Source organism: Vibrio syngnathi, from assembly GCF_002119525.1.
In the GTDB taxonomy this organism is placed as follows: domain Bacteria; phylum Pseudomonadota; class Gammaproteobacteria; order Enterobacterales; family Vibrionaceae; genus Vibrio; species Vibrio syngnathi.
In genome coordinates, this window is sequence record NZ_CP017916.1 from 3,247,484 (window position 1) to 3,271,983 (window position 24,500).

General features: G+C 46.2%; 25 protein-coding genes. 17 read left to right on the top strand and 8 right to left on the bottom strand.

The features are described 5' to 3' along the window. Positions 1-6: 6 nt before the first annotated feature. Entirely contained in the window at positions 7-564 is a 558-nt protein-coding gene (gene tsaC, locus K08M4_RS14755; RefSeq protein WP_086050335.1) for an L-threonylcarbamoyladenylate synthase type 1 TsaC, read from the bottom strand. A gap of 195 nt (positions 565-759) precedes the next feature. On the opposite strand from tsaC, the gene purE reads away from it, so the two are divergent. Both purE and K08M4_RS14765 read left to right on the top strand, forming a co-directional pair. Beyond that, positions 760-1,245 (top strand): 5-(carboxyamino)imidazole ribonucleotide mutase, encoded by a 486-nt coding sequence (gene purE / locus K08M4_RS14760; RefSeq protein ID WP_004735777.1) that lies wholly within the window; start codon positions 760-762, stop codon positions 1,243-1,245. Positions 1,246-1,250: 5 nt separating this feature from the next. Further along, the gene (locus K08M4_RS14765; protein WP_086050336.1) at positions 1,251-2,381 is read left to right on the top strand and encodes a 5-(carboxyamino)imidazole ribonucleotide synthase; all 1,131 of its coding nucleotides are present in this window, start codon (positions 1,251-1,253) and stop codon (positions 2,379-2,381) included. Positions 2,382-2,449: 68 nt separating this feature from the next. On the opposite strand, the gene K08M4_RS14770 is transcribed toward K08M4_RS14765, so the two are convergent. From K08M4_RS14770 to K08M4_RS14785, 4 genes are read right to left on the bottom strand one after another with little or no spacing between them, the layout of a single operon-like run. Then, positions 2,450-3,019, bottom strand: coding sequence for a DNA topoisomerase family protein (locus tag K08M4_RS14770; protein ID WP_086050337.1), 570 nt, complete (start codon positions 3,017-3,019; stop codon positions 2,450-2,452). A gap of 12 nt (positions 3,020-3,031) precedes the next feature. After that, positions 3,032-3,508: a DUF494 family protein gene (locus tag K08M4_RS14775; RefSeq protein WP_004735774.1), complete on the bottom strand. Its 477-nt coding sequence runs from the start codon at positions 3,506-3,508 to the stop codon at positions 3,032-3,034. A 3-nt stretch (positions 3,509-3,511) separates the two neighbouring features. Then, a complete protein-coding gene (dprA, locus tag K08M4_RS14780; RefSeq protein ID WP_086050338.1) occupies positions 3,512-4,624 on the bottom strand; it encodes a DNA-processing protein DprA in 1,113 nt (370 codons plus the stop codon). Continuing rightward, positions 4,621-5,712, bottom strand: a complete 1,092-nt coding sequence (locus tag K08M4_RS14785; protein WP_086050339.1) for a LysM peptidoglycan-binding domain-containing protein — start codon at positions 5,710-5,712, stop codon at positions 4,621-4,623. The genes dprA and K08M4_RS14785 overlap by 4 nt, the downstream gene beginning before the upstream one ends. A gap of 140 nt (positions 5,713-5,852) precedes the next feature. Here K08M4_RS14785 and def point away from each other — a divergent pair, with 140 nt between their 5' ends. The 6 genes from def (at position 5,853) to K08M4_RS14815 (ending at position 12,379) form a co-directional block, all read left to right on the top strand. Then, positions 5,853-6,365: a peptide deformylase gene (def, locus tag K08M4_RS14790; protein WP_004735769.1), complete on the top strand. Its 513-nt coding sequence runs from the start codon at positions 5,853-5,855 to the stop codon at positions 6,363-6,365. 38 nt (positions 6,366-6,403) lie between these two features. After that, entirely contained in the window at positions 6,404-7,369 is a 966-nt protein-coding gene (gene fmt / locus K08M4_RS14795) for a methionyl-tRNA formyltransferase (protein ID WP_086050340.1), read from the top strand. A gap of 119 nt (positions 7,370-7,488) precedes the next feature. Continuing rightward, positions 7,489-8,769: a 16S rRNA (cytosine(967)-C(5))-methyltransferase RsmB gene (gene rsmB, locus K08M4_RS14800; RefSeq protein WP_086050341.1), complete on the top strand. Its 1,281-nt coding sequence runs from the start codon at positions 7,489-7,491 to the stop codon at positions 8,767-8,769. Positions 8,770-8,879: 110 nt separating this feature from the next. Continuing rightward, positions 8,880-10,256, top strand: coding sequence for a Trk system potassium transporter TrkA (gene trkA / locus K08M4_RS14805; protein ID WP_004739332.1), 1,377 nt, complete (start codon positions 8,880-8,882; stop codon positions 10,254-10,256). A gap of 96 nt (positions 10,257-10,352) precedes the next feature. Further along, the gene (locus tag K08M4_RS14810; RefSeq protein WP_086050342.1) at positions 10,353-11,798 is read left to right on the top strand and encodes a TrkH family potassium uptake protein; all 1,446 of its coding nucleotides are present in this window, start codon (positions 10,353-10,355) and stop codon (positions 11,796-11,798) included. Between the two features lie 26 nt (positions 11,799-11,824). Beyond that, positions 11,825-12,379: a DUF3157 family protein gene (locus K08M4_RS14815; RefSeq protein WP_086050343.1), complete on the top strand. Its 555-nt coding sequence runs from the start codon at positions 11,825-11,827 to the stop codon at positions 12,377-12,379. A 21-nt stretch (positions 12,380-12,400) separates the two neighbouring features. Here the strand turns inward: K08M4_RS14815 and trhA are convergent, their stop codons facing one another. Both trhA and K08M4_RS14825 read right to left on the bottom strand, forming a co-directional pair. Then, positions 12,401-13,054: a PAQR family membrane homeostasis protein TrhA gene (gene trhA, locus K08M4_RS14820; protein WP_004735763.1), complete on the bottom strand. Its 654-nt coding sequence runs from the start codon at positions 13,052-13,054 to the stop codon at positions 12,401-12,403. Positions 13,055-13,227: 173 nt separating this feature from the next. After that, positions 13,228-14,019 carry a sporulation protein gene (locus tag K08M4_RS14825; protein ID WP_086050344.1) on the bottom strand — a complete coding sequence of 264 codons (792 nt, stop codon included), beginning with the start codon at positions 14,017-14,019 and terminating at the stop codon, positions 13,228-13,230. Between the two features lie 283 nt (positions 14,020-14,302). Between K08M4_RS14825 and K08M4_RS22145 the strand changes: the two genes are divergently transcribed. The 6 genes from K08M4_RS22145 to K08M4_RS14855 all read left to right on the top strand — a co-directional run bounded on the left by K08M4_RS22145 (position 14,303) and on the right by K08M4_RS14855 (position 19,418). Further along, the gene (locus K08M4_RS22145; RefSeq protein ID WP_012605092.1) at positions 14,303-14,470 is read left to right on the top strand and encodes a hypothetical protein; all 168 of its coding nucleotides are present in this window, start codon (positions 14,303-14,305) and stop codon (positions 14,468-14,470) included. A 131-nt stretch (positions 14,471-14,601) separates the two neighbouring features. Continuing rightward, positions 14,602-14,865, top strand: a complete 264-nt coding sequence (locus tag K08M4_RS14835) for a YihD family protein (protein WP_009848104.1) — start codon at positions 14,602-14,604, stop codon at positions 14,863-14,865. 326 nt (positions 14,866-15,191) lie between these two features. Then, on the top strand, positions 15,192-16,610 hold the full coding sequence (gene ccoG, locus K08M4_RS14840) for a cytochrome c oxidase accessory protein CcoG (protein WP_086050345.1): 1,419 nt from the start codon (positions 15,192-15,194) through the stop codon (positions 16,608-16,610). Positions 16,611-16,685: 75 nt separating this feature from the next. Then, complete coding sequence (locus tag K08M4_RS14845; RefSeq protein WP_086050346.1) at positions 16,686-17,672, top strand: serine/threonine protein kinase; 987 nt, start codon at positions 16,686-16,688, stop codon at positions 17,670-17,672. Between the two features lie 53 nt (positions 17,673-17,725). Further along, entirely contained in the window at positions 17,726-18,325 is a 600-nt protein-coding gene (locus tag K08M4_RS14850) for a thiol:disulfide interchange protein DsbA/DsbL (protein ID WP_086050347.1), read from the top strand. Between the two features lie 139 nt (positions 18,326-18,464). Continuing rightward, on the top strand, positions 18,465-19,418 hold the full coding sequence (locus K08M4_RS14855) for a DUF2860 domain-containing protein (protein WP_086050348.1): 954 nt from the start codon (positions 18,465-18,467) through the stop codon (positions 19,416-19,418). 155 nt (positions 19,419-19,573) lie between these two features. Here the strand turns inward: K08M4_RS14855 and K08M4_RS14860 are convergent, their stop codons facing one another. Further along, positions 19,574-21,097: a YifB family Mg chelatase-like AAA ATPase gene (locus K08M4_RS14860; protein WP_004735753.1), complete on the bottom strand. Its 1,524-nt coding sequence runs from the start codon at positions 21,095-21,097 to the stop codon at positions 19,574-19,576. 471 nt (positions 21,098-21,568) lie between these two features. Between K08M4_RS14860 and ilvG the strand changes: the two genes are divergently transcribed. From ilvG to K08M4_RS14875, 3 genes are read left to right on the top strand one after another with little or no spacing between them, the layout of a single operon-like run. Further along, positions 21,569-23,215, top strand: coding sequence for an acetolactate synthase 2 catalytic subunit (ilvG, locus tag K08M4_RS14865; protein WP_086050349.1), 1,647 nt, complete (start codon positions 21,569-21,571; stop codon positions 23,213-23,215). Position 23,216: 1 nt separating this feature from the next. Beyond that, positions 23,217-23,501 carry an acetolactate synthase 2 small subunit gene (gene ilvM, locus K08M4_RS14870; RefSeq protein WP_017073841.1) on the top strand — a complete coding sequence of 95 codons (285 nt, stop codon included), beginning with the start codon at positions 23,217-23,219 and terminating at the stop codon, positions 23,499-23,501. A gap of 12 nt (positions 23,502-23,513) precedes the next feature. Beyond that, a complete protein-coding gene (locus K08M4_RS14875) occupies positions 23,514-24,482 on the top strand; it encodes a branched-chain amino acid transaminase (RefSeq protein ID WP_086050350.1) in 969 nt (322 codons plus the stop codon). Positions 24,483-24,500 lie beyond the last annotated feature (18 nt).

The window sequence follows — 24,500 nt, forward strand, 5'->3', positions numbered from 1 at the left end:
CAGAGTTTAACCCTGTCTTAATATTTTCGACGTTTTTGCATCTCTAATTTCGCTTGGCTTCTCACGACCACCCGTTTGACCTTCTAGAATCGCGACTAAGTGTTGACCTAGTTGCTGTTGAACTTCTTCAGTCGTCATACAAGGCGGCTCGCCAGTCAGGTTGGCACTGGTAGAGGTTAACGGCTTGCCGAACTCATTACACATTCTTTGAACCAAAGGGTGATCCGTCACTCGTACCGCGATGGAATCAAACTGGCCGCTGACCCAGTCAGTTACTTTACTGCTGGTTGGCATTACCCAAGTTACCGGACCTGGCCATGTTGCTTTTACGGTCGCTAACTGCGCTTCAGTCAGTTGGCTTTCGTCAATATAGGGCAGTAACTGCTCGTAACTTGCAGCAATTAGGATCAACCCTTTGTCCATCGGTCGCTGTTTTAAATCGAGCAATTTCTTGATGGCTTGTGGATTATCAGGATCACAACCGACCCCAAAAACGCCTTCGGTCGGGTAAGCAATGACTTCACCTTGTTGTAATGCCTGCAAAGTATGTTGAAAGTTATCCACGGGTTGCCTCATTAATTCAGTTATCTAACTCACTAAGTGTACAAATTATCATTCACCGTGACTAAAGCTATTTGTTTATAAAATGTATCAATTAACAACTGACACTGACGCAAACGTTTTCCTTGAGCAATTTTACCCGTATAATGCGCGCAAAATATCTAATCACTAATTAAATCGTACCTGAAGGAGTTTGAGATGACTGTCGGTATTATCATGGGTTCTAAATCTGATTGGCCAACAATGAAGCTAGCTGCAGAAATGTTGGATCAGTTTGGCGTGGCGTACGAAACAAAAGTGGTTTCTGCTCACCGCACACCTCAGTTGCTTGCTGACTACGCAACCAGTGCGAAAGAGCGCGGTATTAAAGTAATTATTGCTGGTGCTGGCGGTGCTGCGCATCTTCCAGGCATGGCTGCAGCTTTCACAAGCGTACCTGTTTTAGGTGTTCCTGTTCAGTCTAAAGCACTGAAGGGCATGGACTCACTGCTTTCTATCGTACAAATGCCAAAAGGTATCGCGGTAGGTACTTTGGCTATCGGTGAAGCTGGTGCTGCCAATGCAGGCATCCTAGCAGCTCAAATCATTGGTACACACAATGAAGAAGTAATGGCAAAAGTAGAAGCGTTCCGCTCTGAGCAAACAGAAACGGTACTTGCTAATCCAAACCCTGCAGAGGACTAATTCCCATGCATGTTCTTGTGTTAGGCGCGGGCCAACTTGCTCGCATGATGTCCCTAGCTGGGGCACCGCTGAATATTGAAATTTCTGCTTTTGATGTTGGCAGCAAAAATATTGTTCACCCATTAACGCAAGCAATTCTAGGCAACGGCTTAGACCATGCGATTGAGCGTGCGGACGTCATTACTGCTGAATTCGAGCATATCCCTCATGATGTACTTGAGGTGTGTGAGCGCAGCGGTAAGTTCTTACCGACAACAGAAGCAATCAAAGCTGGCGGTGACCGTCGCCTTGAAAAAGCCCTGTTAGACGAAGCAAACGTGAAAAATGCTAAGTACTACGTGATTAACTCTCGCGAAGACTTTGACGCTGCGATTGCTCACGTAAGCTTGCCAATGGTCTTAAAGAGCACACTTGGCGGCTACGATGGCAAAGGCCAGTGGCGCTTAAAGACATTAGATAATGTTGAGTCAACTTGGACAGAAATGGCTGAGTGCATTGCCGCAACAGACAACCAAGCGATTGTGGCTGAAGAGTTCGTTCCGTTTGACCGCGAAGTATCACTTGTCGGTGCTCGTGGCGCCAATGGCGAGATCCAAGTGTACCCACTGGCTGAAAATGTTCACACCGACGGCGTGTTGAGCTTATCGACAGCGATTGATGACATTGAACTGCAAGAGCAAGCAAAAACCATGTTCACCGCTGTTGCAGAACGTTTGGATTACGTTGGCGTGCTAGCGTTAGAGTTCTTTGATGTTAAAGGTTCACTGCTGGTTAACGAGATTGCACCACGTGTTCATAACTCTGGCCACTGGACGCAACAAGGCGCAGAGACTTGTCAGTTTGAGAACCATCTACGTGCCGTATGTGGGATGCCATTAGGCAGCACTAAATTGATTCGCCCAACTGCAATGATCAACATCCTTGGCGAAGATACTCTACCTGAAGCAATTCTTGCTAAAGGTGGCTGTCATGTTCATTGGTATGGTAAAGAGAAGCGTGCGGGTCGTAAGATGGGCCACATTAACGTGAGCGCTGACTACAACGCAGAGCTGCAAAGAGCGTTATGCTCACTGGCAGACATTCTCGATAAGCAAGCCTACCCTGCTGTGCATGAATTAGCACAGCAACTGAAGTAAACCTACATCGTGGATTTGATATAAAAATGGCGCTCAGTGAGCGCCGTTTTTTTGTCTATAACATCAGGTTATTGAGATTGAATGTGATGACACTTGCGATCAGCACATTGTTTCTTGGTGCCATTGGCTGTTTTCTTCTCAAGTAACAACGGAAACTGACACTCTTCACAACGACCAATAACAGGTGGCTGATTAACGGCGAACTTACACTTAGGATAGTTATCGCACGCATAAAAGGTTTTGCCATAGCGAGATTTACGCTCAACCAAATGGCCTCTGCCACACTCAGGGCAAGCAACAAGTGGCTGCTCTTCAGGTTGTTCTTTTGGTTGGTCCAAAGATTCGATGTGATTACACGTTGGGTAGCTACTACAACCAATGAACATACCAAAGCGACCTTGCCTTAATACCAATTCGTTTTGGCATTTAGGACACGGCACACCCAGCTCTTTCACCACATGGCCATCGTTTTGATGGAGAGGCTTGATGTAATCACAGCTCGGATACTGCTTACAGCCTAAAAATGGGCCGTGCTTACCATGGCGAAGCTGAAGCTCTCCACCACACTGTGGACATGGTTCATGCTCTAATGCATGTTCATGTGCTGAAAAAAGCTGATTATCAATCTTACTACTCATGACAAGCCTGTATTAATGCAAGATACCTTGCTCTTTGGTGTACAACAGCTCTTCCATTTGCGTGTAAGCACTTTCATTACCCGGCACATTAAACAGCACCATTAAGATAATCCATTTCAGATCATCCAATTCAAATTCGCTCGTCTCAAGCCCCATCACACGATCAATCACCATTTCACGAATCTCTGTCGTGAGTACGTTGATCTGTTCAAGGAACAATAAGAAACCTCGGCACTCCATATTAATACGTGAAATCTCTCGACTGGTATAAATACGCATCGAGGTATTGGAACACATAGTAATCGCCGCTTGATTCTCAGTATCTTGCAATGCCGCAAGATCTTCTAACCAATGGAGGGCCTTATAAATATCATCTTGGTGAAACCCTGCTCGAAGAAGCTCATCTTCCAGCTCATCTTGATCCACCTGCAATTCAGAATCGCTATGGATGTAGGTTTCAAACAAGTACATCAGTATGTCCATCATCATAGCTTAGCCTCTCCCCTTTCGAATATAGCCACCGGAAACTGCAACAACATGCCCTGAGAGCTCAAGCTCTAAAAGCTGCATCATGACCTCATGCACAGGTATATGGGTTCTCTGTGCCAAAATATCAACGGGTGTCGCCTCTAACCCTACGTTAGCTAACAGCTGTGGAAATGGCAATTGTTCATTTTCCCCCATACAGGGCGTAGGTTCGAACAAGCTGGGTTGCTGATCGATAGACCAGTCTAACAGACTCTTTATTTCAATCAGAACATCTTGTGCACTCTGTACCAAACATGCACCAGCTTTAATTAAGCTATTGCCGCCACGGCTGGTTGGACTATGAATAGAGCCTGGCAACGCAAACACCTCTCGGCCTTGCTCCATGGCATATCGAGCCGTAATCAACGAGCCACTCTTCTCAGCCGCTTCAACTACCAAGGTTCCGAGCGATAACCCACTTATAATACGGTTACGCCGAGGGAAATGTTCAGGTCGTGGTTTTGCGTTTGGGCGAAACTCTGAAATCAGCGCCCCATTTTCACAGATTCTATCGGCTAAGTTTCTGTGCCGCGCTGGGTAAATTGAATCCAAACCTGAACCTAAAACCGCGAAAGTCTCTCCTCCTTTATCTAGAGCACCATCATGAGCGTAACCGTCAATGCCCAACGCTAAGCCACTCGTGACAATCAAACCGTTTTGGACGAACTCTTTGGCGAAGGACTTCGCTGTCTGCAGCCCTTCGATGCTGGCATTACGACTGCCGACCATTGCGATTTGAGGCTCAATCAGTTTTTCAACGTGACCTTTAACGAAAAGCACGCTCGGCGCAGAGGCGGTCTCATTCAGCAGCTTGGGATAATGCGAGCAATTCTGGGTAATGATGTGATGGTTGGGTTGTCTTGCTTGCCACGCGAGGCAAGCCTCCACTTCTCTTGGGGCTTGCTCTCTTAAATAGGATATTTGCTTGGCAGACAAACCAATCGCTTGCAGTTGCTGGCTTGAGTAACCAACAATATTAGAAGGGGAATCAATGCTCAGCAGACGAGAAAGGCGCTTGCCACCCAATTGCGGTACAAAACTTAGAGTTAGCCAAGCGCTCAGTTGTTGCTCATTCACTCGGTGCCCTTAAGCTCTTCCGTCAAAGCCAGATCCAGAGGCGATACAGCCAGAATGTCATTGCTAACCGGCTTAGAGCTCTGAGTGATCAAGGCCAAGCTAAAATACTCATAAGGACGAATGACCATCAAACTACCGAGTGAGGTACTTGGCAATTGTACCTTATCGCTCGCTGCTGATTCTTTATAGCTGTATTCACCTTGCTTACCAAACACCACCGCGCCGCTTTCGCTGAGCGTAAACATAGAGCCTTGGCGAAGATTGTCTTGCGAGCCTTTGTTAATAACCACCACCTGATTCTTTGCGCTGTATTGGCTGCCATCTAATGAGCCCAAGATATTAGCAAACTGTCCCGCAGCACTAGGCGCTGGATAAAACGTGGTTGAGAGCTTCACCTGATCAACGCCAAGATCTGGTAACACGAGGTCATTGAGCAGTACCTCTTGCAGTTGAGTCTCTATCTGTAAACTACTGAACTCAGCATCCACCTCTTTCAGGCGCGCCGTGGCGACCAAACGCAAAGAGGTAATACTCGCTTGAGGTTGATGCCTTTGATAAGTCTCGACGGAACGGTAGATACCCCATTTTTGATGCTGCTGGTTTCCCGAAATAAACAATCGGTCTTCACCCGATAAGAAGCGTTTGCCATCACTGGTCCCTAACACTCGTTGCGCTGACTGGATATCTTGCTGCTCAACCAAGCGGTCAGATTGTAGATACGGTAGAACAAGCCCCTCATTGACGGTAGGCACCGCTTTCTTCTCTGATACACGAATCTTAGGGCTTATCTTTATGACGGGTTTGAGGCTCAACACAGGCTCGCCATTAATCCAAACCAGAGACAATTTATCTCCGGGGTAAATAAGGTGAGGGTTTTCTATTTCAGGGTTTACCTGCCATAGCCTTGGCCACAACCAAGGGCTATCGAGATACATCGCGGAGATATCCCATAAGGTATCCCCCTTAACCACCACATACGCCTCGGGTGCGCCTTGTTTAATGGTTAAAGGTTGCTCACTATTTTCAGCCATAACGGCGAACGAAAGCGAGGCACAAATAAGAGATAAAGCGGGGGAAAAATGACGCATGACCTAGGTTCCTTGGTCTGAATATATGACATCTGATTAGAGAATTACCTTCAGGATGCTGTCATTTGACCTCTAAAATGTCTAGAATTGAGCCAACAAGGTTTAAGCTGTTTCGGCACAGTTCAATATTTCGAGTGTATATGTCTGTATTACAAGTATTAACATTACCAGATGATCGTCTACGTACCGTGGCGAAACCGGTAAAAGAAGTTACCCCAGAGATTCAAAAGTTCGTTGATGACATGATTGAAACCATGTACGACGAAGAAGGTATCGGCCTTGCTGCAACGCAAGTAGATTTCCACCAGCGCATCGTTGTTATCGATATTTCAGAAACACGTGACGAGCCTATGGTTCTGATCAACCCTGAAATTACCGACAAACGTGGCGAAGATGGTATCGAAGAAGGCTGTCTATCTGTACCAGGCGCTCGAGCTCTAGTACCTCGCGCTGCAGAAGTAACGGTTAAAGCATTAGACCGAGAAGGCAACGAATTCACATTCGACGCTGACGACCTTCTGGCTATCTGTGTTCAGCACGAACTTGACCACCTAGAAGGCAAGTTGTTTGTTGATTACCTATCGCCACTAAAGCGCAAACGTATTCAAGATAAGCTAGCGAAGATTAAACGTTTCAACGAGAAACAAGGTTAATAACCGGTGCTATTACTAAATTAAGAAGGAAGTCTACCTTGGGTCAATCTTTAAGAATTGTCTTCGCAGGTACTCCGGATTTCGCCGCCCGTCACTTGGCGGCGTTGTTGTCTTCGGAGCATGAAGTTATTGCTGTTTACACACAGCCAGATCGTCCAGCAGGCCGCGGTAAAAAACTGACTGCGAGCCCAGTAAAAAACATCGCACTTGAAAACAATATTCCGGTTTACCAACCAGAAAATTTCAAGTCAGATCAAGCTAAGCAAGAGCTAGCAGATTTGAATGCTGACATTATGGTTGTTGTCGCTTACGGCTTGCTTCTTCCACAAGCTGTATTAGATACGCCTCGCTTGGGTTGTATTAACGTGCATGGCTCTATCCTACCGCGTTGGCGTGGTGCTGCTCCGATCCAACGCTCTATCTGGGCGGGTGATAAAGAGACAGGTGTGACGATCATGCAGATGGATATCGGCCTAGATACCGGTGATATGTTAAGTATCGCGACGCTACCAATCGAAGCAACAGACACCAGTGCGTCAATGTACGAGAAGTTGGCTGGCCTTGGTCCTGATGCTCTTGTTGAGTGTTTAGCCGACATCGCTTCTGGTAAAGCTGTTGCTGAGAAGCAAGACGACGAACTTGCTAACTACGCGAAAAAGCTGAGCAAAGAAGAAGCTAAAATTGATTGGAATGACAGTGCAGAACACATCGAACGTTGTGTGCGCGCTTTCAACCCATGGCCAATGAGTCACTTTGCGATTACTGATAGCAGCTCTAATGATGAAAAAAGCATTAAAGTTTGGCAGACACGTGTTGACCAAGAATCAACGTCTGCGCCAACTGGTTCAATCATCAAAGCAGATAAAACGGGTATCTATGTTGCGACTGGCGACAAAGTACTGGTTTTGGAACAACTGCAAGTTCCAGGTAAAAAAGCCATGTCAGTTCAAGACATCTTGAACTCACGTGCAAGCTGGTTTGAAGTTGGTACTCAACTTTCTTAACCGCTTTAAAGCTACTCAATATGAACTTAGAAATGTGTAGCTTATAAAAACACAGTTTAGAAAACCTTTACGAGGGCAGAGATGCCCTCATGTATTCAAATAAATATTCGGTACCCCTCATGAATGTTCGCGCTGCTGCTGCAAATGTCCTATTCCAAGTTGTCGATAAAGGCCACTCTCTTTCACACGCTCTCCCTGCGGCTCAAAAAACGATCCGTCCGCGAGACCATGCTCTACTGCAAGAGATTTGCTACGGCGCACTTCGTTACCTGCCTCGCTTAGAGTCAATCGCTAACGAACTGATGGAAAACTCGCTTAAAGGTAAAAAGCGCGTCTTCCATCACCTGATCTTAGTAGGCATTTATCAGTTGGGCTTTATGCGAATTCCTTCGCATGCCGCCGTTGCTGAAACAGTTGAAGCAACCAAAACACTGCGCGGCCCAAGCCTCAGTGGTTTGATCAATGCCGTACTTCGCAGCTACCTGCGCGATCAAGAAGAACTAGACGAGAAAGCCGTTAGCCACAATGCTGGCAAATACAGCCATCCAAGCTGGATTCTAAAAATGCTTCAAGAGAGCTACCCAGATCAGTGGGAGCAATTGGTTGAAGCAAACAATAACAAGGCACCAATGTGGCTGCGCGTAAACCGCCAACACCACACTCGTGACGAGTATGTTGAACTGCTTAAAAACGAAAACATTGAATACTCTCTGCACCCTGAAGCAGCTGATGCCATAAAATTAGCCTCACCTTGTGACGTTACTTTGCTTCCTGGCTTCGACAGAGGCTGGGTATCGGTACAAGATGCTGCAGCTCAGCTTTCCGTTGATTTCCTAACACCAAAAGATGGTGAGCTAATCCTAGATTGCTGCGCAGCACCTGGTGGTAAAACTGCACACATTCTTGAACATACTCAAGACACTGAAGTGGTTGCAATCGACAGTGATATTAAACGCCTAGACCGCGTTTACGATAACCTTGAACGCCTACAACTGCGTGCCGACGTAATCTGTGGTGATGCTCGCTACCCTGAAGAGTGGTGGACAGGCAGCCAGTTTGACCGCATCCTACTTGATGCTCCATGTTCAGCGACCGGTGTAATTCGCCGTCACCCTGACATTAAGTGGCTACGCCGTGCATCTGATATTGATGCACTAGCAGAGCTGCAAAGCGAGATCTTGGATGCAATGTGGCGCCAGCTAAAAGAAGGCGGCACCATGGTTTATGCGACATGTTCTATCACGCCGCAAGAAAACGTGCTGCAAGTGAAAGCATTCTTAGAGCGTACCGAGAACGCAACGCTGGTTGGGTCTGATATCGAAAAACCGGGTCGTCAAATACTACCTGGTGAAGAAGATATGGATGGCTTCTACTACGCAGTTCTAGTAAAACAGGCATAACAACTAACAGCGGCTAAGAATTTATTTCTTAGCCGCTGTTTCTTTCTAGTGCATTATCAAAGCGAAATGAGATCACTAGGATTACAACGGCAAAAAATAAGAGAAAGGCTATGAAGATCATTATTCTAGGTGCTGGACAAGTTGGCGGTACCCTTGCTGAAAACCTAGTGGGTGAAAACAATGACATCACGATTGTCGACCGTAATGCCGACCGACTGCGTGAACTTCAAGACAAATACGACCTTAGGGTTGTAAACGGCTATGCCAGCCACCCCAACACACTACGTGAAGCGGGCGCGCAAGATGCCGACATGTTGGTTGCCGTAACCAATATGGATGAAACCAACATGGCCGCATGTCAGGTTGCCTTCTCTCTGTTTAACACGCCAAACCGAATTGCCCGTATTCGTTCTCCAGAATATCTGGAAGAGAAAGAAGCACTCTTCAAATCAGGTGCGATTCCAGTAGACCACCTCATCGCACCCGAAGAGTTAGTGACCAGCTACATCGAGCGCTTGATTCAATACCCTGGTGCACTGCAGGTTGTGAGTTTTGCAGAACAGAAAGTGAGCCTAGTAGCAGTAAAAGCCTACTACGGTGGTCCACTGGTTGGTAATGCACTGTCTGCTTTGCGTGAGCACATGCCGCACATTGATACTCGTGTAGCCGCTATCTTCCGTCAAGGTCGCCCTATTCGCCCACAAGGCACTACCATCATTGAAGCCGATGATGAGGTTTTCTTTGTGGCTGCGAGTAACCATATCCGCTCAGTAATGAGTGAGTTACAACGCCTAGAGAAACCGTACCGACGCATCATGATTGTTGGCGGTGGTAACATTGGTGCAAGCTTAGCGAAACGCCTTGAGCAGAGCTACAGCATCAAGCTTATCGAGCGCAGCTACACTCGTGCCGAGAAGTTATCTGAAGAGTTAGAAAACACCATCGTATTCTGTGGTGATGCAGCCGACCAAGAGCTGCTGACCGAAGAGAACATCGATCAGGTGGATGTGTTCATTGCTCTAACCAATGAAGATGAAACCAACATCATGTCAGCGATGCTGGCGAAGCGAATGGGTGCCAAGAAAGTAATGGTTCTGATTCAGCGTGGTGCTTACGTCGACCTTGTTCAGGGTGGCGTGATTGATATTGCGATATCGCCACAGCAAGCGACCATTTCTGCGCTGCTTACTCACGTTCGTCGTGCTGATATTGTTAACGTATCCTCTCTACGTCGCGGTGCAGCAGAGGCGATTGAAGCGATTGCTCACGGTGACGAAACCACCTCTAAGGTTGTTGGCCGAGCGATTGGCGACATCAAACTACCACCGGGCACCACTATTGGTGCGATTGTTCGCGGAGAAGAGGTGCTTATCGCGCACGATAGAACCGTGATCGAACAAGATGACCACGTAGTAATGTTCCTGGTGGACAAGAAATACGTACCTGATGTTGAGTCTCTATTCCAACCGAGCCCGTTCTTCTTATAGCCTTGTTCTCGTGAGCTTCTTCTCGCAACTTTCTTTTTGTGAGAACGACGCTCCGGCACAAAGCTGTAATCAATTAAAGCTATGGTCTATTAAGCTATGGTCAACTTTCGTCCGATATTATTAGTGATAGGGTTAGTGTTATCGAAGCTCGCCCTTTTCATGTACATCCCCACATTGGTTGCCTTTTTTACTGGCACCGGTGGCTTTCTCGAGTTTGGTCAATCGGTAGTGATCACGCACATAGTGGCGTTCATCTGCTTAAGCTTAGGCCGTTCAGCTAAGTTCCGACTTGGGGTGCGGGACATGTTCCTTATTACCTCTTTGGTATGGACTATTGCCAGTGCCTTCGCTGCACTGCCCTTTGTTTTCATCAACCACATCAGCTTCACTGACGCCTACTTTGAAACCATGTCGGGCATCACCACAACAGGTTCAACGGTATTAAGCGGCTTAGACAGCATGGCACCAAGCATTCTCTTATGGCGTTCTATCTTGCAATGGTTAGGTGGCATCGGCTTTATCGTGATGGCAGTAGCCGTTCTACCAATGCTCAACGTCGGTGGTATGCGCCTGTTCCAAACCGAATCATCTGATTGGTCAGATAAAAGCAGCCCACGAGCAAAAACCGTCGCGAAGAACATCGTGGCGGTTTATCTGGTTCTGACTGGTTTATGCATCATTAGCTATTTGTTTGCTGGCATGGGCATCTTTGACGCGATCAATCACGCGTTCACAACACTGTCGACGGGTGGTTACTCAACCTCAGATGGATCAATGAACCACTTCTCCAACAGTGCTCACTGGGTGGGAACACTGTTCATGTTCCTTGGCGGTCTGCCGTTCTTACTGTTCGTTAGCGCACTGCGAGGCAGAAAACTCTCAATCCTCTATAAAGATGCACAGGTGAGAGGGTTCACGTATCTATTTTTGGTCACTAGTGCCGTAATATCGACATGGTTGGTGGTTAGAGATGGCTACACTGTCATGGATGCGATGCGCGTTTCGATGTTCAACATTGTATCAGTCGTCACCACAACCGGTTTTGGCTTAGAAGACTTCACTGCATGGGGCGCACTGCCAAGCACACTGTTTGCCTTCCTGATGATGGCAGGAGCTTGCTCGGGGTCAACCTCTGGCGGTATTAAGATCTTCCGTTTCCAGATCGCGATGACCATGCTTCACAAACAAATGATGAAGCTAATTCACCCATCGGGCGTGTTTGTTCAACGCTACAATCAGCGACCTGTGAATGACGATATTGTGCGTTCACTCGTCGCATTTGGTCTGATGTTCTTTATCACGATTATCTTAATTGCAGGCGGCTTGAGCGCGATGGGACTTGATCCTGTGACCAGTATATCTGGCGCTATCACAGCCGTTGCCAACGTGGGCCCGGGAATGGGTAGCGTGATCGGTCCAACCGGGAACTTTGCCCCACTGCCAGACGCCGCTAAATGGTTGCTAAGTTTAGGCATGCTAATGGGGCGACTCGAGATACTGACGCTCATTGTTCTATTTTTTCCAGCCTTTTGGCGACGCTAACCAAGCACAAAATCAAGGAAACACAGATGAAATCATACGTACTTCTCGCTGGCGCATTGCTCGCAAACTCAGTATTCGTAAATTCTGCCTTTGCTGATCAAATGGTCACATTGCCTGATGGCAAGCAAGTGTTACTCAAAGATGATTTTACTTGGCAGTATGTGAGTAACGCATCATCGAATGCAGAGTTGGCATTGACGAGTATTCCTCTAGCCAAAAACACACGCGGCACCACAATCAAGATTGGAGACACCAAGCCAAGCATGCAGCTTTCCAAATCAGGTGTGGACGTTTTGATTGGGGCAGGACTCTACGAGAATGAACAGCTAATCTTACCTATTTCAGTCACTAACCAAAGCACAGAAGCCGTTGTGCTAGTTACGCTAGATATCACAGTCTACTCACCAACGGGTGAACTGCTGCATCAAGGCAGTATCAACACTTGGCAATCCATTAAGCGCCTAGCTGATACCTACCTTCGACCACAAACTTCGGCAGAAGGTAAATACTTAGCGATCGATGTTGATAAGTATCCTGAATATAAAATAGACGTGGAGATCACTGACGTTTCTACCCGTTAGGGGCATACCGGTTCAATCAAACTAAACCGGTGTCACAAACAGATAGATAGCGAAGAAATGGCAAGCGCAGCCCGCCAATACAAACAGGTGCCAGATGGCATGGTTATAAGGGATGCGTTTTGCCACATAGAAAATTACACCCAGCGAGTAAATCACCCCGCCAACTGCCAGTAACACCAAACCACCTATATCGATATTCATCGCTAATTGATAAACAACAATCAAAGATAGCCACCCCATCGCTAAGTAAATGAACAGCGATAGACGTTTAAATCGGTAGACGAAGGCAATCTTCATGATGATGCCCACCAGCGCAATCCCCCAGATCACCGCCATCAAACCCATAGCTAATGGGGTTCTTAAGCCGACTAATAAAAATGGCGTGTAGCTGCCTGCAATCAGTAGATAAATCGCACAGTGATCGAGGGTTTTGAGTAAGCGCTTAGTCTTTTCTGTGGTGATCGAGTGGTACAACGTGGAAGCGAGAAAGAGCAGAATAATACTGCTGCCATACACCGCCATACTAGCAACAGTAAGCATGTCGGCTTGATAATCAAACGCACGAATCAGTAACAGGATCAGGCCCACTACGCCAAGTACGACGCCCAAACCATGGGTTATCGCATTAGCGCGCTCTTCGATGTCACTGTATTCGCTGGCTGATGATGCAGACATGAGTATCCTACTAGAGTAAATGTTCGATTGACCCAGTATTGCACATTAAGCTTACACGTGTAAGCTTAAATTTTTATGACACCTTTTATGACATCAATGAAGCCTGAAATATGTAATGAGGCTAGAAGATCCAAAACTAAATAACTAAAGAGTTAAATAAAAGATTTTAGGAACTAAGAGGCGTTATCTAGATACTCAAGCACCATCTTGCCAGCATCTTCTGGTGAGGTATCAAGCGGGACGCTCAATTGGCGTTGTAGCTGACCAATACCAAGCAAGCTCGCTAACATGCCTTTGGCGCCATCGCGATTTCTATCGATCTCAAACCACAGCTTCAGTTCTGTTTCGTCGTGGTGTGCAACCACCTCTAATTCACGCCAACGGCCATGATAAGGACCCGTCGTCGGCACAAATTCAAACTCTTGTACAAACGGCAGTTCAAAGCCTTTGACCGCTTCACATTCCACTTGACGAATTCGCAGGCCTTGAGCTTCAAGCTCGTTAAAAATACCATCGAGCAGCGGATCGGGACGAACCGTTAAGATGTCTTTATCCGATGGGTCAATCGCCATCGCAATATCCAACCCGGTTTCCAGCCACACCTTTGAATCACCAATCGTGACTGGTGTATTCAGCGGTACATCAAACTCACATTCAAAGTCACGGGTTTCACCCGGCTGAATCACAAAGGCATACGGCAAGCTCCATTTTGCCAGCGAGTACGTCTGGTGCATTCGGCGTTTATGACCGCCCTCTTGCCCTTGCGAGTTCGCGGTAACTTCTTTGACGTAGCGACAGCACAAGTTGAGATCAATGTTATCGATCTCCTGCGGCTGAGCGCCTCCGTAGACATGTACAATAATGCTCGCCTTCTTACCTGGATAAAGCACTTCCTGTTGCAATACAGAATCCACCTTGGCAGATCCAATTCCAAAACTTGCTAATGTTTTCTTTAAGAACGACATATGCACCTCCTTTAAAGCATCATCTTAAGCCTGAAAGAGGTTCAAACTCAAATATACTGCTCACACTATTTTAGCTCTAATATCGTTTAATTATCACTCAGGCGTCGATCGATAACTTAGATAGTGATAATCTAAGCCTTGATATGCATGCATATCATTATCCTGATTTATTTTTCGGATTGGCGAAAGCCAGACGAGTGACTATTCAAGCAATTGAGGAGGAGCTCATGATAAATCAGGCCATTAGATTGGCAATGGATATGCCTGACCGTTAGGTAAATTAATGCGCCCAACAGCTGTCAGGTTCTCGCACACCAACCGTAGTGCGATGCGTCGTCGTAGTGGCTTTGTTGCTGCTCCAACGGCTAAGAAATTGGCTCCTACAATGACTCTCGTTGAGAAGGCTGCTTTATTAGCACCGGCTACAACAAAAGTGATTAAAGCCGCTTAACAAAAAGCGCAGTTTTTACTGCGCTTTTTTCTTGCCTGCTCCCATCTTGAAATGTGTTTACACATTGGTATTCCCTACCCGATTTGATACCTTAGCCACAAATCATTATAAAATTTGTGGAGAAATAAAGTATGAAGTGTCACCGCATTGAAGAACTGCTTGAACTGATGGAGCCTGAGTGGCAGAAAGATCAAGAGCTTAACCTGTTAGAGTTCATCATTAAGCTATCAAAAGAAGCGGGCTATCAAGGTAAGCTTGAAGAGCTCACTGACGATGTTCTTATCTACCATCTAAAAATGCGTAATAGCGAAAAAGATGAAATGATCCCAGGCCTTAAAAAAGACCAAGAAGATGATTTCAAAACCGCAATTCTAAAAGCGCGTGGCCTTCTTTAGTCGCCTATTTGGTTAGAACTCAATTGCCGTATAGATAAAACACTCAATGTTTAAAAGCGACCACTCGGTCGCTTTTTTGTTTCTGTTCGCTATTTTTTCGTCACAACTGTTATGACTTTTGTTGTTAAAGGTTGATAGCGTTAAAGAAATGAGAACAAGATTGTCGCTATAATCGCCATCCATAAGAATCTTCTAAAATAATAAGAGTGAGTGCGATACCAACAAATGCACCAAGCTCAATTTCTACAGGTTCTCTAAACCATACTTTCAAGTAATGTCGTCATGCCCGAGTTAACCGGGCAAACAAGCCACAAAAAGGATAGTCCATGAGTCAGGATAAAATCGATATCAAAGATGTGACTCCTAAAACCTTTAACCCAAAAACACATAAAGGTAATGGAGATCGATTTAACCCAAGTAACCGAATCTATGTTCGAGAAAGCAAAGGTAAATTCCAACAACTTCGTCGTTACGGCGGTTGGTTCTTACTTTTACTTTTTGCGCTTATCCCATGGATTCCATTTGGTGAACGACAAGCGATCTTGCTCGATATCGGTAGCCAGCAGTTCAACTTCTTTGGCACCACGCTATACCCACAAGATCTGACCCTACTCGCGATCCTATTTATGATTGCTGCGTTTGGCTTATTCTTCATAACCACCTTCTTAGGACGAGTCTGGTGTGGCTACCTGTGTCCTCAAACTGTGTGGACCTTCATGTACATCTGGTTCGAAGAGAAACTGGAAGGTGCAGCCAATAAGCGAAGAAAACAAGACTCGGGCAAACTAACCACCAATTTAATGATCAGAAAAACCCTCAAACATATCGCATGGTGGGCGATTGCCATTGCGACGGGCTTAACCTTTGTTGGTTACTTCATCCCTATCAAAGAGTTGGTGGTTGGCTTCTTTACCTTTAACTCGACTTTCTGGCCTGTATTTTGGGTACTGTTCTTTGCAGGATGTACTTATGCCAATGCCGGTTGGATGCGTTCAATTGTTTGTCTGCACATGTGTCCTTACGCGCGCTTCCAATCAGCTATGTTTGACAAAGATACCTTCATCGTAGGTTATGACACCGAACGTGGTGAAAGCCGCGGCCCTCGCTCTCGTAAAGCCGATCCAAAAGAGCTTGGCCTAGGCGACTGTATTGACTGTAATTTATGCGTTCAAGTGTGCCCAACGGGTATCGATATTCGTGATGGTCTGCAATACGAGTGTATTAACTGTGGCGCGTGTATTGATGCTTGTGACAACACCATGGAACGTATGGGTTATGAGAAAGGCCTAATCAATTACACCACCGAACACAGGCTCGATGGTCACACAACCAAGGTGATGCGTCCTAAGCTGCTAGGTTATGGTGCCATACTGATCATCATGCTGGGTTTGTTCTTTGCACAGATAGCGAGTGTTGATCCTGCAGGCTTAAGCGTACTGCGCGATAGAAACCAACTATTTAGAATCAATAGCCAAGGGCTTGTCGAAAATACTTACAACTTGAAGGTAATCAACAAAACTCAGCAAGAGCAAGAGTACAAGCTTGATGTGAGTGGGCTTCCAGAATCGATCTGGTACGGTAAACAAACCATTACCGTAGACCCAGGTGAGGTTTTAAATCTTCCTATCAGTTTAGGCGTTGATCCAGAAAAACTGAGCTCACCAGTTTCGACAATTCAGTTTATACTCTCGGATAATGAAGAGTTTACGATGGAAGTCGAAAGCCGCTTTATCAAGAAACTCTGATACCAGTCACCTTACCTGCTTGGTATAACAACCCAATAAATGGAAAAAGGCTCAGTAATGAGCCTTTTTTATTCTATGACGATGCAAGCCTTTAACTTTGATAACCTGACTCCTGACTTCATGTGGTACGCACTGGAGAGCATTGGAGTTCGTGCTGAATCCGGGCTTCTCGCTCTCAATAGTTACGAAAATCGAGTGTATCAATTCACCGATGAAGACCGTAAACGCTACGTCGTTAAATTTTATCGTCCGCAGCGTTGGAACAAAGCACAGATCCAAGAAGAGCATGACTTCGCACTCGAGCTAATCGAGCAAGAGATGCCAGTTGCACCTCCCATGCGAATCAACGGCGCAACCTTACATGAATATCAAGGCTACCTATTTGCCTTATTTGAAAGTGTTGGTGGCAGACAGTATGAGGTGGATAACTTAGACCAACTGGAAGGCGTAGGACGTTTTCTTGGACGTATTCACAAAGCCAGCGCGGGGAGAACATTCCAGCATCGCCCAACCATCAGCTTAGATGAATACCTTTATCAACCACGTAAAATTCTAGAGAACTCTCAGTTTATCCCGACACACCTAGAGAACGCGTTCTTTAATGATGTCGACCTTCTGATCAAAGAGCTAGAGAGCCAATGGCCAAGCAATATTGAAAATATCCGCCTGCATGGTGACTGCCACCCTGGCAATATCTTATGGCGTGATGGGCCAATGTTCGTCGATCTTGATGACGCACGTAACGGCCCTGCGATACAAGATTTGTGGATGCTGCTTAACGGCGATCGTCAAGATAAGCTAATGCAACTGGATATTCTGCTAGAAAGCTATCAAGAATTTTGCGATTTTAATACCGCGCAACTGAAACTAATCGAACCACTACGCGGTCTACGTATGGTGCATTACATGGCATGGTTGGCGAAACGATGGAATGATCCTGCATTTCCTCTAGCCTTCCCATGGTTTAATGATCCAAAATATTGGGAGCAACAAGTACTTGCTTGTAAAGAGCAAATTGCTACCCTGCAAGAGCCACCACTTTCGTTAATGCCTCAGTGGTAACAACAATCGCAACACAACTAGATAAAAATTCAAACATAATGGAGATTGGATAAATGAAAAAGCTATTCGCATTTTTCTCATTGATCATGTTGAGCCTTTCAGCTCACGCTGCGAAATTTAACGAAGGTGAACACTACAAAGTTCTCGATCTAGAAGCATCAAAAAAACCAATGGTGACAGAGTTCTTCTCTTTTTACTGCCCACACTGTAATAGCTTTGAGCCAATCATCCAGCAGCTAAAACAACAGCTACCAAAAGACGCTAAGCTACAGAAGAACCATGTTTCATTCATGGGTGGCAACATGGGTCTACCAATGAGCAAAGCTTACGCAACCATGATTGCTCTGAAAGTTGAAGATAAAATGGTGCCAGTGATGTTTAACCGCATCCACACCATGAACAAGCCACCACGCGATGAAGCAGAATTGCGTCAAATCTTCCTAGACGAAGGCGTTGATGCTAAGAAATTCGATGCGGCATACAACGGATTTGCAGTCGATTCTATGGTTCGCCGCTTCGACAAAGCATTCAAAGACAGCGGTCTTTCTGGTGTTCCTGCGGTCGTAGTTAATAACCGCTACCTAGTAGACGCTCAAGGTATCAGCTCTCTTGATGAGTACTTCGAGCTCGTTAACTTCCTAATTAAGAAGTAACGTATTGATAAAAGGAAGCTTCGGCTTCCTTTTTTGCACTAGTTCAAAAATTTTCATAGATAAACAATCATCCTGAAAACGTTGTGCTTTACTGATATTTATATCCAGTTCTAAGAACTGGTAGGCAAGGAGCCTTTGAATGAAAATGAAAATAACGCTTTTGGCACTGAGCATTGCAGCCTCCCCGGCTTTTGCCAAGCTTGCAGACCAACAAGGTTTCAGTGGTGAAATATCGATTAATACAGGGGTTACCTCTTCCACCTCGAACTTTAATACCGATGCAGATAGCACCATTTCGTCCATTAATCAGAAAGCCTCATCTGAGAGCTCATTTCTTGTTGCACCTTTGGGCAGTATTGCTTACACCTTCGGCGATAAATTAAATCATCAGGTATACACAGGTACTACTCGTGATGACGTAGCAACCGGTACTGTCGTGCTTGAGGTTGGTTATAAATACCAACTAGAGTCTGGCATGACCATCGACGCTTCACTTTTACCGACTATCATGTCTGGTGAGACTTGGGCCGATCCGTACAACACCACTTCAGGTCGCACCAAAACGGATGAAACAGGCAATGCCTTTCGTTTGAAACTAAGTAGCATTGCGGGCTCAGCTTTCTCGTTAGACATGGCCTACGCCACCAAAGATGTAGAAAATGATCGAGTTAGGGAAGAACTACAGCGTGATGCCAATACTTTTTACCTAAAAGGTCAGTATCGTCAGCCAATCAGTCGCACCATGATGTTAGTACCATCATTGATTTACCAATCAAGTTCTGCCGATGGTAAAGCTGCCTCTTATGAACAGTTTGGTGGTGAAGTAAGTTTATTTGGCGGCAAAGGGCGTCACCAATATGCATTGACTGCGGGTTACAACCAACGCTCTTACGATGCAAGTAACCCTATCTACAACAAGAAGCGCAGCAACGACAACATCAACCTGTTTGCCGCGTATGAATATGAGCAATTCATGAACTGGGACAACTGGTCGTTTGTTTCACTGGCGGGCTACGGTACCAGCGACTCGAATATTACCTTCTACGATGAGTCTCAATACATCGTCTCAGTAGGTCTGAACTACAAGTTCTAGTTAGGCATCACTACTCGCTCATAACCATTAGTTCATAACAATTGGTTCATAGCAATTAGTTCATAACAACGAAAGCCTGCGTAAAAAGCAGGCTTTATTGTTTGTATACCAATCACAGTAAATAAATGACCCGTTGTTTACTACGATTGGTATGACTACACAGCTTGAGCTGAAAGTTGTTTCAGCAAGCGATCCATCGCTCGATAGCCAAGCGCCTCCGATAAATGCTTCTTTTCAATCTGCTCGTTACCCTCTAAGTCTGCAATGGTTCGTGCCACCTTGATGATTCGATGATAGGCACGAATCGATAAACCTAATCGATGCAGTGCGGTCTCAAGAAACTCCGCATCTTCGCGTCGCAATGGGCAATACTTTTCAATTTCTCGGCTACCTAACAGTGCATTCGACTTATGGTTTCGAGATAACATCAACTGACGCGCTTGTTTAACTCGTTGCTTCACGACTTGAGTGGTTTCTCCACGATCGCCTCCTTCGGCTAACATCCCTTTAGGCAACAGAGGGATCTCTAACGACATATCGAACCTATCCAATAACGGCCCTGATAGTCGATTGAGGTAACGCAGGATAATTTGCGGGTTCGCTCGAGCTTGATTGCCCTCGTAATAACCTGTTGGGCTCGGGTTAAGTGCACCGACTAATTGAAAGCGAGCAGGAAAGCGAGTCTTACCCGCGACACGGGAGATGATGATTTCACCCGACTCTAGCGGCTCTCGCAGTGAATCAAGCACCTTACGCTCAAACTCTGGCATCTCATCAAGAAACAATAAGCCATTATGCGCCAAAGATATCTCACCGGGGCGAGGTATCGAGCCACCACCGACCAATGCGGCCATCGAACTCGAATGGTGTGGAGAACGGAAAGGTCGTTGCTTCCAGTTGTATTGATTGATCTCTTGTTGCGTTAAAGAAGCCACCGAAGCGGTTTCCATCGCCTCGTCGTCACTCATTTCGGGCAACAAATCGCGCAATCGAGAAGCCAACATGGTTTTTCCAGTTCCGGGCGGGCCGAGAAAAAGCAGGTTATGGTTGCCCGCTGCGGCGATCTCCAGCGCTCGCTTACCTTGCTGCTGGCCAATAATATCTTGTAAGTCACGATTATCAGACACATCGACATGATGATGCTCGGTTCGATATAAACCAAGCTGAGCCTGGCCACACATATCCGCACAAACCTCTAGCAAGGTTTGCGCTGATTTATGGGCCCCCTTGCCGACTAAGGCTGCCTGATCACCATTGTGGTGTGGAACCACTAAGCATCGTTCGACACTATCGGCGGCTAACGTCGCAGGCAGAACGCCCTTTACCGAGCGAAGTTCTCCTGACAATGCCAACTCACCGATAAATTCATGTTGAGCTATTTTTGATGTCGGAAGCTGATCTGACGCCACCAAAATCCCAAGCGCGATTGGCAGATCGAAACGTCCACCCTCTTTGGGTAAATCAGCAGGCGCGAGGTTGACCGTGATCCTTTTCGAAGGAAATTCAAAGCGAGAATTGATGATCGCGCTTCTCACTCGATCTTTAGATTCCTTGACCGTCGTTTCAGGTAGACCCACCAGCGTAAAACCGGGCATTCCGTTGCTAATATGCACTTCCACGGTCACTTCTGGTGCCTCTACACCCACACTAGCTCGGCTATGAATTATCGCGAGTCCCATAACTTTCCTTTGTCTTTGATTTAAAAGTATTCGCTCTGGATATTCATTGCTCACCAAAGCGATAAGGTTGTTATATAGCGTGGTGGAATGGTGTTTTAATGTGAAAAAAGAATGACATTTTCCTTGTCATGCAGCAGATTTGTGTGATAACACTAGAGATGTAGACTTTTACTTAAGACAATAAACGAGAAAACTCGACTTTTATGACATTTAACGCTCGCATTTACGCACTGATTAACCTGATTATCGTAGTCATTATTGAGACTGCGCGGGGGCGAGTGGGCAAAAAATAACCACGAATTAGAAAAAACCCCCGCACTGAAAAGTCCGGGGGTTTTTTCTAATTTAAACATTCGATTTTATATTTTGAAACATTTTCGGCTTTGCCGATTTACAGGAAGAATGGGAGCACAAGATGTGCAGAGACAATGGAAACAATTACCAAAATAAAGGTAATACGGAGGAATTACGATGAAAGGCGCAGAACTGGTCGTATCCGCACTCAAGCAACAAGGCATTGAGACCGTATTTGGTTACCCAGGCGGTGCCATCATGCCAATCTACGATGCACTCTATGACGGCGGGGTTGAACATATCCTATGCCGCCATGAGCAAGGCGCTGCAATGGCCGCTATCGGTATGGCTCGAGCAACGCAAGATGTGGCTGTTTGTATGGCAACCTCAGGCCCTGGTGCGACAAACCTAGTAACCGGCCTTGCTGATGCCTTTATGGATTCCATCCCACTCGTTGCTATCACAGGTCAAGTTGCTAGCTCACACATCGGTACTGATGCATTTCAAGAAATGGATGTGATTGGCATGTCTCTGTCATGTACTAAACACAGCTACCTAGTAACCGATATTGAAGACCTCGCTCCAACACTAGCGGAAGCGTTTGTCGTAGCAAAATCAGGTCGTCCCGGCCCGGTTATTGTTGATATCGCAAAAGACGTTCAACTAGCAGAAACACCTGTCGATGTTCTTCCTGAATTTACACCACCAGCGATACCGGTTGCGACAACTGACGCGATTGAACAAGCACAACACTTCCTATCTCAAGCGACTCGTCCTGTTTTATACGTAGGTGGTGGCGTTCAACTGGCTAAAGCAACGGAATCCGTTCGCGAATTTTTACGCCTAAACCCAATGCCAGCCGTAAGCACGCTCAAAGGCTTAGGTACTATCGAGCGTGACGACCCACATTACCTTGGTATGCTTGGTATGCACGGCACCAAGGCCGCTAACCTAGTTGTTCAAGAGAGTGACCTGTTGATTGTTGTCGGTGCTCGTTTTGATGACCGAGTAACAGGCAAGCTCGATACCTTTGCTCCTCACGCAAAAGTCATTCATATCGATATCGATGCAGCTGAGTTCAGCAAACTACGTCTGGCCGATGCGCCAATTCGTGGTGACATCAACAAGATCATGCCTCAACTGGAGCTAAGCCAAGACATCTCATCTTGGGTTCACCACTCTGAAGGGCTACGTACTTCGTTTAAATGGCGTTACGACCACCCAGGCGATCTGATCTTTGCTCCACTGCTGTTGAAGCAACTATCTGACATGATGCCTGCGAGTTCTATGGTTTCTACCGATGTTGGCCAACACCAGATGTGGGCAGCTCAGCATATTCAACCACGCGATCCACAAAACTTCATCACCTCTGCTGGATTGGGCACCATGGGATTTGGCTTACCAGCGGCTATGGGAGCATCGGTTGGCCGTCCTGATGACCAATCTATACTTATCTCTGGTGACGGTTCATTCATGATGAACGTACAAGAACTTGGCACACTGAAACGTCGCCAAATCCCAGTAAAAATGGTGCTTCTGAATAACTCTCGCTTAGGTATGGTTCGCCAATGGCAATCGCTGTTCTTTGATGGCCGCCACAGTGAAACTATCTTGGATGACAACCCTGACTTCGTCATGCTCGCGAAAGCCTTTGATATCCCGGGAAAAACCATCACGCGTAAAGAAGAAGTAGAACCAGCATTGAAAGAGATGCTAGAGAGCAAAACGGCTTACCTACTTCATGTCATTATCGATGAAGAAGAAAACGTATGGCCACTAGTACCGCCAGGTGCTTCAAACAGTGAGATGTTGGAGAACACATAACATGAAAAGATACTTACTAGACATCAAAGCCGATGATAAGCCTGTACTACTAGAGCGTGTTCTTCGTGTTATCCGCCACCGTGGCTTCATCGTTAAACAAGTGGCAGGGACCCAAAACCAAGAAAGCAAAGTCGCGAGTGTTGAGATCATTGTCGACAGTGACCGTCCGATCTCTTTCTTGGTTAATCAAATCGAAAAGCTGTGGGATGTACGTACCGTTGACGTTATCTCTATCAGCCGTAATGAACTGCCAAACAATAACTTACAACAAAAGATAAACGCATAAGGAACCGCAAACATGACAGCTAAAACAGCAGACTATATTTGGTTTAACGGTGAAATGGTTCCTTGGGCAGAGGCGAACGTTCACGTCCTGACTCACGCAATGCACTACGGTACTTCTGTATTTGAAGGTGTTCGTTGTTACAACACGCCAAAAGGGCCGGTTATCTTCCGTCACCCAGAGCATGCAAGACGCCTAAAAGATTCAGCAAAAATCTACCGCTTCCCTATTCCTTACACTGAGGAAGAAATTATGGAAGCGACTCGCGAAACGCTACGCCAAAATAAGCTACAGTCTGCGTACATACGCCCACTGGGCTTTGTCGGTAACGTTGGTTTGGGTGTCTGCCCGCCAGAAAATACTGAGATGGATCTGATCATCGCTGCGTTCCCTTGGGGTTCTTACCTAGGTGAAGAAGCGCTAGAAAATGGCGTAGATGCGATGATCTCAAGCTGGAATCGTGCAGCGCCAAATACCATCCCAACCGCCGCAAAAGCCGGTGGTAACTACCTATCTTCACTACTGGTTGGTGGTGAAGCTCGTCGTCATGGTTACGATGAAGGTATCGCACTGAGCGTCGATGGTTACCTTTCAGAAGGTGCTGGCGAGAACATCTTTGTGATTCGCAATGGCGTGCTATCAACACCACCAGCAACCAGCGCAATACTGCCGGGTATCACCCGTGATTCAATCATGACACTAGCAAAAGACATGGGTTATGAGATCCGTGAAGAGAACATTGCTCGTGAAGCGCTATACCTTGCCGATGAAGTGTTCATGACAGGCACAGCGGCCGAGATCGTTCCGGTTCGCAGCGTAGACAAAATTACAGTAGGTGAAGGCAAACGCGGCCCTATCACTGAAAAAGTTCAAGCGGCTTACTTTGGTCTATTCAATGGAACCACTGAAGATAAGTGGGGCTGGTTAGATTACGTTTATCCAGCAGACCACACGTCAAATAACCAAACGCAAACAACTAAGTAAGCAACAGCCAAATATTTT

Bases quoted from the DNA above. Each gene is read 5' to 3' on its own strand.
- purE (WP_004735777.1), top strand. From the start codon at position 760: ATGACTGTCGGTATTATCATGGGTTCTAAATCTGATTGGCCAACAATG.
- K08M4_RS14765 (WP_086050336.1), top strand. From the start codon at position 1,251: ATGCATGTTCTTGTGTTAGGCGCGGGCCAACTTGCTCGCATGATGTCC.
- K08M4_RS14770 (WP_086050337.1), bottom strand. From the start codon at position 3,019: ATGAGTAGTAAGATTGATAATCAGCTTTTTTCAGCACATGAACATGCA.
- K08M4_RS14775 (WP_004735774.1), bottom strand. From the start codon at position 3,508: ATGATGATGGACATACTGATGTACTTGTTTGAAACCTACATCCATAGC.
- K08M4_RS14785 (WP_086050339.1), bottom strand. From the start codon at position 5,712: ATGCGTCATTTTTCCCCCGCTTTATCTCTTATTTGTGCCTCGCTTTCG.
- def (WP_004735769.1), top strand. From the start codon at position 5,853: ATGTCTGTATTACAAGTATTAACATTACCAGATGATCGTCTACGTACC.
- rsmB (WP_086050341.1), top strand. From the start codon at position 7,489: ATGAATGTTCGCGCTGCTGCTGCAAATGTCCTATTCCAAGTTGTCGAT.
- trkA (WP_004739332.1), top strand. From the start codon at position 8,880: ATGAAGATCATTATTCTAGGTGCTGGACAAGTTGGCGGTACCCTTGCT.
- K08M4_RS14810 (WP_086050342.1), top strand. From the start codon at position 10,353: ATGGTCAACTTTCGTCCGATATTATTAGTGATAGGGTTAGTGTTATCG.
- K08M4_RS14815 (WP_086050343.1), top strand. From the start codon at position 11,825: ATGAAATCATACGTACTTCTCGCTGGCGCATTGCTCGCAAACTCAGTA.
- trhA (WP_004735763.1), bottom strand. From the start codon at position 13,054: ATGTCTGCATCATCAGCCAGCGAATACAGTGACATCGAAGAGCGCGCT.
- K08M4_RS14825 (WP_086050344.1), bottom strand. From the start codon at position 14,019: ATGTCGTTCTTAAAGAAAACATTAGCAAGTTTTGGAATTGGATCTGCC.
- K08M4_RS22145 (WP_012605092.1), top strand. From the start codon at position 14,303: ATGCGCCCAACAGCTGTCAGGTTCTCGCACACCAACCGTAGTGCGATG.
- K08M4_RS14835 (WP_009848104.1), top strand. From the start codon at position 14,602: ATGAAGTGTCACCGCATTGAAGAACTGCTTGAACTGATGGAGCCTGAG.
- ccoG (WP_086050345.1), top strand. From the start codon at position 15,192: ATGAGTCAGGATAAAATCGATATCAAAGATGTGACTCCTAAAACCTTT.
- K08M4_RS14845 (WP_086050346.1), top strand. From the start codon at position 16,686: ATGACGATGCAAGCCTTTAACTTTGATAACCTGACTCCTGACTTCATG.
- K08M4_RS14850 (WP_086050347.1), top strand. From the start codon at position 17,726: ATGAAAAAGCTATTCGCATTTTTCTCATTGATCATGTTGAGCCTTTCA.
- K08M4_RS14855 (WP_086050348.1), top strand. From the start codon at position 18,465: ATGAAAATGAAAATAACGCTTTTGGCACTGAGCATTGCAGCCTCCCCG.
- K08M4_RS14860 (WP_004735753.1), bottom strand. From the start codon at position 21,097: ATGGGACTCGCGATAATTCATAGCCGAGCTAGTGTGGGTGTAGAGGCA.
- ilvG (WP_086050349.1), top strand. From the start codon at position 21,569: ATGAAAGGCGCAGAACTGGTCGTATCCGCACTCAAGCAACAAGGCATT.
- ilvM (WP_017073841.1), top strand. From the start codon at position 23,217: ATGAAAAGATACTTACTAGACATCAAAGCCGATGATAAGCCTGTACTA.
- K08M4_RS14875 (WP_086050350.1), top strand. From the start codon at position 23,514: ATGACAGCTAAAACAGCAGACTATATTTGGTTTAACGGTGAAATGGTT.